The organism is Pedobacter sp. PLR, from assembly GCF_026239675.1.
Classification (GTDB): domain Bacteria; phylum Bacteroidota; class Bacteroidia; order Sphingobacteriales; family Sphingobacteriaceae; genus Pedobacter.
In genome coordinates this window covers 25,368-38,581 of the sequence record NZ_JAPIVQ010000009.1, presented here as the reverse complement: position 1 = coordinate 38,581, position 13,214 = coordinate 25,368, and the positions used below count along the sequence as shown (strand labels likewise).

Sequence of the window (13,214 nt, the reverse complement as noted above, 5' to 3'; positions counted from 1 at the left end):
TTAAAAATTAAGGATTAGGTAGATTTCAAAGTGATCAGGAGCATTGTGTATCGTTAATTTATGACGTTTTGGATAGAGAATTTCCAACCGTCTTTTTACGTTCTTTAAGCCTATACCGCCCTGGTATTCAGAAAACACCTGATGCGTAGCACCTTCCGGCTTACTGTTTTTTAGTTTAAAATGAAGCTCTTTTTTTAAAACCTCAATATCCATATTGATCCAGGATTTACCAAAGCTGGTTTTAGTGCCATGCTTAAAAGCATTTTCCAGGAAATTAATCAGTAATAGGGGTGCGATCTTATGACCTGAAGTCATTCCTTTTATGGTGGTCGTAATGGTACATTGCTCTTCATTATGCCTTAATTTTTCCAGCGCAATGTAACTGTTGGTGAACGTGAATTCATCATCCAGCTCCACCAGATCCTCCTTACATTCGTACAACATATAATGAAGTAAAGATTCTAATTTTTCAATAATAACAGGGGTTCTTTCAGATTTTTTTAAACTGAGTGCATAAATATTATTGAGCGTATTGAAAAGGAAATGGGGGTTAACCTGCGACTTTAAAAAACGGCTTTCCAACTCGATCTTCTCAGATTTAAATCCTTCAAGACGCTGGATTTCTTTTTGCCTGTCGTAAATGTCAATGAAATAATAAAAAGCAATGAATATTGAGGAGATGAAAAGATACAGTAGGAGGCGGTTGCCGAACATCCTGTCCCAGTTAAATTCTGGTCTGCTACTCATAATAGGAATCGTGCTGATCACTAGCTTCGTGATCGCTGCATTGATCAAAAAACAGCATAGTAACATCGCTGGAAAACTCAGCCAGAAGATGATCTTCTTGTTTTTATGTAAAGGAATCACAACAAAAAGAAAAGTATAAGATTGCAAAAAAATCACCAGGCAAAATGTGCTGATAGACAGGATTGGAAATGGTTTTGGGAATTTTGGATTATTAAAAAGTCCGTTACTACTTGTGATCAGATAGATAAAGGTTACAAAAAGTGTCCAAAACAGAAGGTGGATCAGCCATCGGTAATTAGCAAAAGTTTGAGAGAAATGTTGCTTTAAAGCGGGAGTCATCAATTAAATGGTTAGGTTCGGCCGGGTAAAGTTATAATAAATTTGCTGCCTTCATTCTCCTTACTTTCCACAACTATACTTCCTTCATGTTTTTCAATGAAATCTTTACATAACACTAGTCCCAAACCAGTTCCGGTTTCATTATTGGTCCCTCTACCCGGCATTTTCTTTTCAATACGGAACAGATTGCTGAGCGTTTTACTGCTCATACCAACACCATAATCAATCACTGAAATCCTTACGGCTGTATCCAATATTTCCGCATTTATCTCCACACTTCCAAAATTAGGGGTGAACTTAATCGCATTTGACAATAGATTTCTAAAAACCGTGTGGATCATATCAACATCAGCCGAGATCATGATTTTACCGGGTACATTGTTAATAATTTCAATATTCTTTTGGGCAGCAACGATCTTTAAAACGTCTATGCTGGACTTCAATGTTTCCAGAACATCCAGCGTACAGGGTTTAAAATTTAGGATTCCTGCTTGATTTGTAGACCATAACAACACGTTCTCTAACAGCTTAGCACTATTACTCAGACTATTTTGTAAGAGATTGTAGGTTTTCTTACGCTCTTCAGTATCTTCTTCAAATGCACCTTCTTCCAGAAATGTGGTTAAGGCAAGGGCTGAATTAAGGGGGCCACGGAGATCATGTGCTAATATGGAGAAAAACTGATCTTTGCTGGAATTTGTATCTTCGAGCTCCTCATTCGCAATCGTCAGTTTCTCATATTGATATTCTAATATTTGCTTTTGTGATTGTATCAGCCGATCCTGTTTAAAACGGGTCATATTATTGTTCCACAGGACCCAGGAGATTACAAAGGAGACGGCAATTACACAAAGTCCGTCTATCGCATTGAACAAAATGGTGTTTTGATCCGGCTGAGTTAAGGTTACCCCATAACAGAAAAAACAATAAATCAGTATAAAGTAAATGGCAGCATATAATGGTCGGATTAAAATGGTAGCCGCATTGAGTACACAAGCCAACATAAAAGTAATGATGGCATTGTCTAAAGACTGTCCAAAGATAGCACACAATGCGCCACAGATCGCAAAAACAAAGAAAACCAGATGAGGCAATAGTTTACTCATCAAGGAATATTCCCTCCTGGTGAATTTCAAAAAGAGTCCGGTTAAGCTTAAAAATAGACATACCGGCCCCATGAGCATGTTTAAAAAGAAAAGATCGTTTAACCAGGTCGTCTCCTCCGGACCGACTTTAAAGTTTCCAAACCTAAAATACAGGTGAATAATTAATGTAATTGGAACAAATAAACCGGTTATAGTAATACACCTGACAAGGTTAGTAGAACTAACTTCATCCTCCATGATCATTTTGTCCAGAGCAGGTCTTTTAAAGTACCTCAGAAATAGATAGAGAGCATTTGCCATTTTGATAATAGAACAAATCTATTCTTTTATTTTGCAAATAGCTAATCTTTTGAAAATGAAGTACTCATGGGTTTTTTATTCCAGATTATGCTATACATAATCTGGTTTCAAAATAAAATAAATTGCGTTTAATTATAAAGGTTAAAAGCAATTTATTTTTAAATATCTGTTTTAAACGACTTTATCGATAGCCATCCATATAATTCTCAAACTTGAAAGTATGACAATTACCGCCACCCCAATAAACATCTTTTTAATGGGAAGCTTTCCTACCAATCGTGCTGCAATTGGTGCCGCTACTACACCACCAATCAATAATCCAATAATAGATTGCCAATGACTAACACCAAGGATGAAGAAAAAGGTTACCGCACTGGCCATGGTTACAAAGAATTCAGTTAAGCTGACAGACCCAATCACATACTTCGGCGTACGTCCCTTTGAAATCAGGGTAGAGGTTACTAAAGGCCCCCAGCCACCACCACCAAAAGAATCCAGAAATCCCCCTGCACCTGCAAGCCAACCTGCACGTTTTACTTTCTGAGGTTTGGGTTTTTCCTTAAATGCGTTGGTTAATATCTTTATTCCCAATGCTAAAGTATAAACAGAAATGACTGGTCGGATGTATCCTGAAAAAGCTTCTCCTGCATAGCCCAATAAAATCGCCCCTGCAATCGCGCCTAATACGCCGGGGATGAGCAGGGTTTTAAAAAGCTTTTTATTGACATTCCCAAACCGGTAGTGACTAAAACCAGAAGCACCACTTGAAAACATTTCCGCAGTATGAATACTACCGGAAATCACAGCGGGGTTCATACCCCCGGATAATAATAAAGTGGTAGAAACGACACCATAGCCCATTCCTAAAGCCCCATCTACCATTTGTGCCAAAAAGCCAACTGCTAACATCCATAGGAATTTCTCATCCATTTGGAAGTAAACCTCTTTTCCAAAAGCGATCACTGATTCATAACTTAGGTAGGATGCGATGGCATAGCCAATAAACAGGGCAGCTAAAATTAATAGACATAAATACGCAATGCGCTTCCATTTCTTTTCTTGCGAAGTACCCTGCTTTAGGGATAAGGTAATTTCTTTATCTTGTAAACTCATTAGTATCCTGCGTTGGAATTTGTTATTTGTTTAAATTTATCATTGTTATAGCTTCTATTAATTAACAAAGTCTATCGATTTAGTAGACAATAGTAGGATAACTTTTTGACTCTACAAAATTATTTCTATAAGATCCTGATGTTTTTAGTTTGGCGGAGTGTGAATCTCTGTAAAAACAGATGGTTTAAATACCAGGTCTAAAGGTGGATTGGGTTTCCAAAAAAGACCTTAACTACTACAAATCCCTGAAAAAGGGAAGAGATTCCGCGTGAATCGGATTAAAAAAAGATACTGCTGTAGTTCTATTTTTGTGATGCTTTTCTTTATGATCAGAAAAAGTTCTAAAAAATAAAGGGTTCTGAAAACTTATTCCAGAACCCTTTATTTTTGAATATGATTTAAATTGCAGTTACGCGGGTTTCAATATTTCCTCGTGTTGCTTTTGAATATGGACAAGCACGGTTTGCTTTGTCAGCTAATTTTTGCGCTTCGTCTATGGTGATACCTGGAATGTGTACATCCAGATCTGCCGACAGTACGGACGAGTTATCATCTTTATTATAAGATACATGGACTTCTACGGTAGCTTCCGAAACATCCACACCATCATGAGCTGCTACAGCACCTAAAGCGCCCAGATAACAAGGGCCCCAGGCTGCTGCAAACAATTGTTCCGGGTTAGTTGCTCCACCTTGTCCACCCATTTCTCTAGGCTTTCTTAAGTCAAATTCTATTGTTCCATCGCTTGATTTGATATGTCCGTCTCTGCCACCTTTTGCCGTAACGGATGCTGTATATATTTTTTCCATAATTTGAATTAACTTTTAATACCACTACAACAGTTCCAAACCAGCGAAAGTTTTAGATTTTAATTTTTTCACAGAGCTTAAAAATATCATACGCTACTTTTTGGATCATGTCAAACTGCTCATGGATAATATCGTCATTGCTGTCCAGGCTCGGTTTTTCGGTTTTTAGCTGCTGCCTGATCAGTGGTACATTGCTCAAGGCAGTACTGTGGTTATTCAATACCTCAATAGATAAATTCATCAGGTAAGTGGTATTATTTACGACAGGTTTCAGGTCGTCATAATTCGAAATCTTAAAAGAATGTTCTTTATTATACAAAGAAAGCGTTGCTACATAGGATGATAAAAGATGATTTAAAGCCGTAAATTGATGAAGCTCTTTCATGCGCAGCTGCTTACTCTTGGGTTCAGAAAACATACGCTGAAAGAGAGAGGCAAGATTTGCCGTTGTTACATACACTTCTTTCCGCGCCACCTTATAATTTGTCATATTGTGTGTGGCATCAGTGTATAAAAAAGTAACCTGTTCAAAATAGTTCATATTTGCCCTTAATGTGGCCAACATTGCTTCTTTTAGCTTTTGATGCTCCCAATTGGGGAATAAAGAATAGCTTGCCAGCAAGGCGATTCCTGAACCAATTAGTGTATCATAAATACGTTCACGAGCGACAGACAATCCTCCCATACCGAGGAAATCAAAAAGCACGAGAATATAGGGGGTCATAAATAATACGCTCACCACATAATTTTTACGCTGAAAGCTATAACAGCCAATCATACAGAAAAGGAGAATGATAAATAAAGTGTGTTTATCATGGACATAGACCAATATTCCCATTCCGATAAATGCGCCGATAACTGTACCAATTAAACGCTCATAGTTTCGTTTTTTTGTGAGGCTGAAACCGGGTTTGGAAATCACCAGGATGGTCAGTAAAATCCAGTAGCTATGGGAGAAATTCAACAGTCTGGCAACCACAAATCCAATCAACATCACAATTGCCACGCGCAAAGAGTGCCTGAAAGTAGAGGAGGTAAAAGTTAAGTTTTCAAATAACAATTTTAAATCAATAGGTTGTCTGGTGATAAAACGCTCGACATCAATTTCTCTGGGTTTCAGGTTCTTCTTTTCTTTTTTATTAAAATAACCATTAACCGTTTTTACTCTGGAGAGTATATTCTCAATATTTACTTCAATATTTTTAAGGGCAATAATTCCTAAAGTGTTGTATTTACCATCCGTATTGTTGTTTTCGAGTGCTGTGATTTCATTCCTCAGCGTCTCTACATCTTCAATTAAAGAAGTTGGAAACTTAGGAACGCCACCACTTTTTAAGGAAAATGCAATTTCATCCAGCTCATCAGCAATCTTTATAATAACAGATTCATAGTGTGCTAAAATACCCGACTCGTCAAATTGATCATGAAGATGTTCATAATTATAATAAGTAGACATCACCTGTTCAAAAAGGTCCACCATGTCGACAAATACCAGCAAAAGAAAACGTCCTTCCGGGGTTGATTCCCTAATAATTTCCCTCGTTTTAAACAAGACTTCACGAACTGCATCCTGTTTTTCATGAACAAGAACCTGTAACTGAAGTAGCTTTGCATAGTTCTCATCATAATCAGTATTTTGATGATAAAATCTCGCTTTAGCCCTTAAAAACTCAGAAATTTCATGAATAGAATCACTTAAAGTTTGTTGAACCAGGCGAAATGGCCTTATTCTGTAGACAAAATAGCTCAGCAGAGTGTACCAAATACTACCTATAAATATGAGTAATGCAAACACCAATACCTCTTTCCATGGCCTGACATCATCGATGCTTAATACCATAATGAGTAGGGCGGCAGTACCAATGGCAGCAGACCTTAAGCCATAAAGAAAAAGCATCGAGAAAATGAAACAACAGACAAAAAGCAGAGTACCAATGAAATAGACGTTGCTATTGGTTAAACCCACTACAATTGAAATGATTGTTATCAAACCGGTAGTGATCAACATGGCATTTCTGCGGTGTACAATCGGGCCGGGAGAATCAACTACACTGACACACAAAGCGCCTAAGGATAAGGTCATTCCGTACTGAAGCAAGCCAAATTGAGCTAGAATAAGAGAAGGGCAGAGGACACCGAAAGTAATCCGGAGGCCATCAGCAAAATATGTGCTTAATAAAAAATCCTGGATACTTCTGACTGGACGATTGAACATAGCATAAAAATAGATTTACAATCATCAATTGTGCCATTAACAACTGCTTTATGCAAAATAACAAAATCATACCATAGTATTAAGATTTATTGCCTCAGATCTAATAATAATTTTATTCTGATAATCTTACTGCAAGAAATGTGAACGTTTTTCTCTATTTTAGATTATTAAAAGAATTTTCTTACTCCAAAAAGGTCAATAATAGTCTGCTGGTGCTAAAAAAAACAAGCATTTATTGAATCTGAGTCAGGATCGAGGCAGATTTAACCTGTGTAGTATAGGTTGACTCAGGCTTAAGGTGCTTTAAATCAGCGGAATGGTGATTCTATTATCACTGATAATTATTATAGAATAATTGTATTAATCCAGCCAATTCTGGCTAATAATAAGTTGTTTTAACATTGTATGGTTTAACTTAAGAGCCATTACAGCCTTCAATCACAAACAACCTGATTGTAAGATTAAAGCCAAAACACTTCCCAAAACCTTGTTTTAATACTAGTCCTATAATTAATATTATGTTAAGTAGTATTATACAATAGCCTACTCGGTAAGCTATTTAATGATATCAGTAATGTTTGTGGATGCTATTTAAAACTCTTCCAGTTTCCCCTTCAGCTCCTGAACTTTGTCCAGCCTGTTTTTTCTGGTATAAATATCAATCAGTAATTGAACTGTAGATTTGTCGTTCTGATTGATTTCATGAGCTTGCAACAAAGCAATTTCTGCACGGTTGATGTAAGATGAAAATGACGGTACGTTATCAGCTTTTTTTAGCTTAAGCGATTCATTAGCTGCATTTATATAAGCAATTCCTAGTTGATGAAGCGCATCAAAATAATTCTCATCAATGCTCAGTGCTTTATTGTATGCTAAAATCGCTGTGCTGTTGTTTGTTTTATTCTGCTGCAGGTATCCGTAAAGAAAATACAACAACTTGTTTTTACTTTCTGTCTTTAAAGTAGATTCTATCACACGGATCGCGTCCTCGTACTTTTCAGTATCCAATAATAAATTGATATAATCATTGGTCAGGTATACATTATAAGGATTCATTTTCAAGCCATCCTCCAACGATTTCAAGGCCTGTTCATGTTCAAATTTAGAAGAATAAATTCCGCTGAGCTTTTGATATACGACAGGATTTTTAATTCCATTATCTTTAGCCCGTTTATAATACACCAACGCCTTATCTAAGGATTGTAAATTCTGTGCAGCTAAAGCGGTATTAATCGCTAGTGTTGTGTCTTTTGGAAAAAAATCACTTACTTCTTTTAACAGTTCAAAAGCCGTACTAAAATCATTGCTGGCAAAAGCAGAATTTCCTTTATCCTGTTTTTTTATGTTCACATTATATACTGCGGCCGAGATTAACTGCGTATTTGCCTGGAATTTATCCAATCTTTTTGCAGAATCAATCGCTTCAACCGCTAAGGTGTAATAGCGATCAGAATTGCTGACGTCGGTATCGATAATAGAAACGTAAGCACTTAAATAAGCTTTGATTGCCCAGGTTTCCGGCCATTTTTTTGTCTTTTTGTCACTCTGAGCGGCTTCAGCGGCCTTGATCCCCTCTCCTAGTATACTCAGCTGTTTTTTCTCATCCTGTTTGCCGGCAATGGCCATTTGAAGTTTTCCAACACTATTTCTCGCAATTTGCAGTTGGCTTTTTTGCGAAAAAGCATGGTTAGCACTCAATAAAACAAGGATAGCAGCATTAAATAAATAGATCTTTTTCATACCAGGGTGTGTTCTAACTACAAACTTATAAAAAAAAAGGAGGGATAAAAATTACCCCTCCTTTTTACTTAGAATTATTATTTACCGATTAAGGTTGTGTTGCTTTTAAAGCATCCAGTTTTTTCTTGGTTGCCTCATAGTTCACCTTATCATCTTTAAATAAATAAATGATTTTTAGGTTCTCTAAAGCATTTTCATTTTTAGGATCTAATTCTAAAGCAGCTTTGTAGTGAGGAGTTGACTGATCAATAAAGGCAATCATCTTAGCACTAACCGCATTAAACTCTTTAGTTTTCTTAGGATCGATTTTATTTCTTTCCGTTTGTAATGCTAAAGCTTGTTTGTAGTAAGTGTCTCCTAATAAATAATGATAGATTGCATTTTTAGGATCTTTAGCAATTAATTTATTCAACATCTCCTGAGATTTAGCGATATCACCAGATTTGATATAAAGATCCGTTTCGAGACCGATGAAATAAGAATCATCAGGGAATTTAGTACCCGCTTCTTTTAATAAAGCTAAACCAGCTACTGTGTCTTTTAACTTGTCGAAAGTAACATTTACAATTTCAGAGTAAAGTACTTTTGAATCCTTATAACCTAAATCAATTGCTTTCTTGAAATTCTTAACCACCTCAGGATAGTTTTCTATTGCTTTCGCAGTAACACCTGCGTTTACATACATAGAAGTATCCGTTGGATTTTTAGCCGTTACCTCATTGAAAGCAGCTAATGCAGCAGCAAAATCTTTTTTGTTGTAGGCAAAAATAGCACGATTTCTCATGGCATTATCTACATTGATTTCTGCTTGCTGGATATTGTCTTTCTCGGCACCTTTAGTATCTAAAGCTTTTGCTTGTACGATAGCTTCTTCGGCAATCTTCTGGTTAGCCTTAGCATTGTTAAGATCTAATGAATCCACTAATGCAATTCTAGATGCAAATAAAGCTCTGTAAGACCATGCTTCAGGCATTGCTTTAGATTTCTCATGAACAATTGCGGCATCAGTATGAGCTAAACCTCCACTAAGTGTTTTCAAGCTTTCCGCTAAGGTTTCAGTCTTAGGAATTAATAACATTCCCCAGATTTTTTTAGCTTCATTTACTTCACTTTTTTGTGCATTTGCACAGGTGGCAGCACCTACAAGTAACATACTAAAAAGTACTTTTTTCATCTTGTTAATTTATGGGTCAAAAATTTAATTTTCTTCTTCTTCTTCACTGTCTTCATCTTCAGCCTCTTCTTCTTCGGCTTCGATGATTTCATCTGAATCTGCAGCGTCTTCAGTAACGATTGCGTCATTTACCACAACAGCACCTTCTACACCTTCTTCTTCTTCGATTTCCTCGTCTTCATGTTCAATTTTAGCAACTGAAGCAATTTCATCATTTCCTTTAAGGTTGATCAGACGCACACCCTGAGTTGCTCTTCCCATTACCCTAAGTTCGCTGACAACGATTCTGATCACAATACCTGATTTGTTAATGATCATTAAATCATCCGCATCAGTTACGTTTTTAATGGCTACCAATGCACCGGTTTTTTCCGTTACACTAATGGTTTTAACACCTTTACCACCTCTGTTAGTAACGCGGTAATCTTCGATATCAGTACGTTTACCGTAACCTTTTTCAGAAACTACCAAAATAGTTACACCCGGATCATCCACAGCAATCATGCCAACAACCTCATCCTGGTCATGTGCAAGTGTCACCCCTCTTACTCCGGTTGCAGTTCTACCCATTGGTCTAACTTTCTCCTCGTTGAAACGAATTGCTCTTCCAGAACGTAAAGCCATTACAATTTCGCTTTTTCCTGTAGTTAAACTTGCTTCTAAAAGTTGATCACCTTCATTAATGTTAATCGCATTGATACCATTTACACGTGGTCTTGAATAAGCTTCTAAAGAGGTTTTCTTAATCGTTCCTTTTTTAGTACACATGATAATGTAATTGTTTTCCAGATACTCCTGGTCCTTCAAATTCTTTACCTTGATGTATGCTTTAATTTTTTCCTCTTTAGGAATATTGATGATGTTCTGAATCGCTCTACCTTTACTTAGTCTCGATCCCTCAGGAATTTCATAAACTCTTAACCAGAAACAACGTCCTGATTCAGTAAAGAACAACATATAATTGTGGTTTGAAGCCACCAATAAATGCTCAATGAAATCTTCATTTCTTGAATCACTACCTTTAGAACCTTTACCACCTCTACCTTGAGTACGGTATTCAGTTGCAGGGGTACGTTTGATATAACCTTCATGTGAAATCGTGATCACTACGTCTTCATCTTCGATGAAATCTTCCATGCTCATGTCTTCCGCAGAATGTACGATCTGAGTTCTACGCTCATCACCGTATTTTTCCATCATTTCAGTCAACTCATCCTTAATGATTTGCATACGTAAATCTTCTGAATCCAGAATAGATTGTAAGTAGTCAATAGTTTTCATTAATTCATCGAATTCTTCTTTGATTTTATCGCGTTCCAGACCTGTTAACCTACGTAAGGTCATGTCAAGAATTGCTCTGGCTTGAATATCACTCAAACCAAATTTTTCCATTAACCCAAGTCTCGCTTCTTCAGGAGTGTCAGAACCACGAATTAATTTAATTACTTCTTCAATATGATCTAAAGCAATTAATAAACCTTCCAGAATATGCGCTCTTTTCTTAGCTTCTGCCAATTCAAATTTCGTTCTTCTAACCACCACATTATGTCTGTGGTCAACAAAATGACGAATCAGATCTTTCACGTTCAACATCTGCGGTCTGCCATTCACAAGCGCAATATTGTTTACACTAAATGAAGTCTGTAAAGCAGTCTGTTTGAATAAGTTATTTAAAACAATTGCAGCATTCGCATCACGTTTAATTTCATAAACGATACGGATACCATCCTTGTTAGATTCATCTTTAATGTTTGAAATACCTTCGATTTTTTTCTCACCTACCAGTTCAGCGGTACGCTCAATCATCATCGCTTTATTTACCTGATAAGGGATTTCTGTAACAATAATCGTTTCACGATCTTTATTCGTTTCGATCTCCGCTTTAGCGCGCATTACAATACGGCCTCTACCAGTTTCGAACGCTTCCTGAACACCTGTGTATCCGTAAATAATTGCTCCTGTAGGAAAATCAGGGGCCTTTATATGCTTCATTAACTCAGGTATAGTGATTTCATTATTTTCGATATAGGCAATGGTTCCATTGATGACCTCAGTAATGTTGTGTGGCGGCATATTAGTCGCCATACCAACCGCAATACCGGAAGAACCATTGATTAGTAAGTTTGGAACTTTAGCTGGAAGAACCGTTGGTTCCTGCAGGGAATCATCAAAGTTAAACTGGAAATCTACCGTATCTTTGTTGATATCAGCAAGCATATCTTCTGCGATCTTCTGGAAACGTGCTTCCGTATAACGCATTGCTGCCGGAGAGTCACCATCAATAGATCCAAAGTTACCCTGACCTTCCACCATTAGGTACCTTAAGCTCCATTCCTGAGCCATCCTAACCATGGTGTTGTAAACAGAAGAATCACCATGTGGGTGATACTTACCTAACACCTCCCCAACAATACGGGCAGATTTTTTATAAGGTTTGTTGTTTGCAAGTCCCAGATCCAACATACCGTATAAAACACGGCGGTGAACTGGTTTTAATCCATCACGAACATCAGGTAAAGCCCTTGATACAATAACCGACATCGAATAATCGATGTAAGCGGATTTCATCTGCTCGTCAATATTGATTTTTATTATTTTGTCGTTTTCTTGATTTTCTAAATCTTCTGCCATAAATAGTAATGTTCCCTAAGAACGATTTAAACGTGGTATTCTTATAACCTTGCGAATTTAATAAAAAATGCGCCATAAAGGCGCATTGTGGAAAAAATTTATCGTATATATTTTAGGACTAAAAAGGGCGGCTAAGCCCACTCAATGCCTTTTTTTAGCTTACTCAAGGTATCCGCTTCCGCGCTATCCGGTATTGCCTGATAATTATATACCCATTTGGCCATTGGCGGTAAGCTCATTAGGATAGATTCGATCCTCCCATTGGTTTCCAGGCCGAATTTAGTCCCTGCATCATACACCAGATTAAACTCCGCGTAACGGGATCTTCTTAAGTATTGCCATTCCTGTTCTTCGGTATTAAAATCAGTATCCCGGTTTCTGTCGATGAGCTCTGTGTAGGCTGGAAGAAAGGTATTTCCAACTGCTGCTGAGAAATCCAGCAAGCGGTCAAAATCCAATCCGGTGTTTTCAGGCTTTAGCTTGTCGTAAAAAATACCGCCAACTCCACGGGTTTCTTCCCGGTGCCTGATGAAGAAATAATCATCAGCATGCGCTTTAAATTTAGGATAAAAAGACGCATCAAATTTATCACAGGTCTGTTTCAGCAAGTGATGGAAAAAACGCGCATCCGTATCAATCACATAATGCGGCGTCAGGTCTATCCCACCGCCAAACCACCTGGTCTGATCATCCATCTCAAAATAACGGATATTCATGTGTATAATAGGCACGAAGGGATTATTAGGGTGCATCACAATAGAAACACCGGTTGCAAAGAAATCATCGCTCTCCAGCTTAAAAGACTTCTTGATCGCATCCGGCAGTTTGCCGTGTACTGCGGAGAAGTTTACGCCCCCTTTTTCGATTACATTTCCGTTTTGCAGAATTCGTGTTCTGCCGCCACCGCCACCTTCACGGCTCCATAATTCTTCTTCAAATTTTCCTTTACCATCAGTTTGTTCTAAACCCTGGCAAATGGAGTCCTGAATTTTCTGGAAAGCTGCGACTACTTTATCTTTAAATACCATTTCTCTTAAACT

The 13,214-nt window shown here is 37.4% G+C and carries 9 protein-coding genes; all 9 read right to left on the bottom strand.

Annotated elements, in window-relative coordinates; all coding sequences use genetic code 11:
- Positions 1–1,086: a histidine kinase gene (locus tag OQX61_RS20600; RefSeq protein ID WP_265843700.1), complete on the bottom strand. Its 1,086-nt coding sequence runs from the start codon at positions 1,084–1,086 to the stop codon at positions 1–3.
- Between the two features lie 11 nt (positions 1,087–1,097).
- Positions 1,098–2,492 (bottom strand): HAMP domain-containing sensor histidine kinase, encoded by a 1,395-nt coding sequence (locus OQX61_RS20595; protein WP_265843699.1) that lies wholly within the window; start codon positions 2,490–2,492, stop codon positions 1,098–1,100.
- 171 nt (positions 2,493–2,663) lie between these two features.
- Positions 2,664–3,605, bottom strand: coding sequence for a sulfite exporter TauE/SafE family protein (locus OQX61_RS20590; RefSeq protein ID WP_265843698.1), 942 nt, complete (start codon positions 3,603–3,605; stop codon positions 2,664–2,666).
- Positions 3,606–4,003: 398 nt separating this feature from the next.
- The gene (locus tag OQX61_RS20585; RefSeq protein WP_265843697.1) at positions 4,004–4,414 is read right to left on the bottom strand and encodes an organic hydroperoxide resistance protein; all 411 of its coding nucleotides are present in this window, start codon (positions 4,412–4,414) and stop codon (positions 4,004–4,006) included.
- A 52-nt stretch (positions 4,415–4,466) separates the two neighbouring features.
- The gene (locus OQX61_RS20580) at positions 4,467–6,629 is read right to left on the bottom strand and encodes an FUSC family membrane protein (protein WP_265843696.1); all 2,163 of its coding nucleotides are present in this window, start codon (positions 6,627–6,629) and stop codon (positions 4,467–4,469) included.
- Between the two features lie 591 nt (positions 6,630–7,220).
- Positions 7,221–8,369, bottom strand: a complete 1,149-nt coding sequence (locus OQX61_RS20575) for a hypothetical protein (RefSeq protein ID WP_265843695.1) — start codon at positions 8,367–8,369, stop codon at positions 7,221–7,223.
- Positions 8,370–8,457: 88 nt separating this feature from the next.
- Positions 8,458–9,543: a tetratricopeptide repeat protein gene (locus OQX61_RS20570; RefSeq protein ID WP_265843694.1), complete on the bottom strand. Its 1,086-nt coding sequence runs from the start codon at positions 9,541–9,543 to the stop codon at positions 8,458–8,460.
- Positions 9,544–9,567: 24 nt separating this feature from the next.
- Positions 9,568–12,174: a DNA gyrase subunit A gene (gene gyrA / locus OQX61_RS20565; protein WP_265843693.1), complete on the bottom strand. Its 2,607-nt coding sequence runs from the start codon at positions 12,172–12,174 to the stop codon at positions 9,568–9,570.
- Positions 12,175–12,305: 131 nt separating this feature from the next.
- Positions 12,306–13,202, bottom strand: a complete 897-nt coding sequence (hemF, locus tag OQX61_RS20560; protein ID WP_265843692.1) for an oxygen-dependent coproporphyrinogen oxidase — start codon at positions 13,200–13,202, stop codon at positions 12,306–12,308.
- Positions 13,203–13,214 lie beyond the last annotated feature (12 nt).

What these genes read in the sequence shown, in the direction of transcription:
- OQX61_RS20595 (WP_265843699.1), bottom strand. Translation starts at nt 2,492, where the DNA reads ATGGCAAATGCTCTCTATCTATTTCTGAGGTACTTTAAAAGACCTGCT.
- OQX61_RS20580 (WP_265843696.1), bottom strand. Translation starts at nt 6,629, where the DNA reads ATGTTCAATCGTCCAGTCAGAAGTATCCAGGATTTTTTATTAAGCACA.
- OQX61_RS20585 (WP_265843697.1), bottom strand. Translation starts at nt 4,414, where the DNA reads ATGGAAAAAATATATACAGCATCCGTTACGGCAAAAGGTGGCAGAGAC.
- gyrA (WP_265843693.1), bottom strand. Translation starts at nt 12,174, where the DNA reads ATGGCAGAAGATTTAGAAAATCAAGAAAACGACAAAATAATAAAAATC.
- OQX61_RS20575 (WP_265843695.1), bottom strand. Translation starts at nt 8,369, where the DNA reads ATGAAAAAGATCTATTTATTTAATGCTGCTATCCTTGTTTTATTGAGT.
- hemF (WP_265843692.1), bottom strand. Translation starts at nt 13,202, where the DNA reads ATGGTATTTAAAGATAAAGTAGTCGCAGCTTTCCAGAAAATTCAGGAC.
- OQX61_RS20570 (WP_265843694.1), bottom strand. Translation starts at nt 9,543, where the DNA reads ATGAAAAAAGTACTTTTTAGTATGTTACTTGTAGGTGCTGCCACCTGT.
- OQX61_RS20590 (WP_265843698.1), bottom strand. Translation starts at nt 3,605, where the DNA reads ATGAGTTTACAAGATAAAGAAATTACCTTATCCCTAAAGCAGGGTACT.
- OQX61_RS20600 (WP_265843700.1), bottom strand. Translation starts at nt 1,086, where the DNA reads ATGACTCCCGCTTTAAAGCAACATTTCTCTCAAACTTTTGCTAATTAC.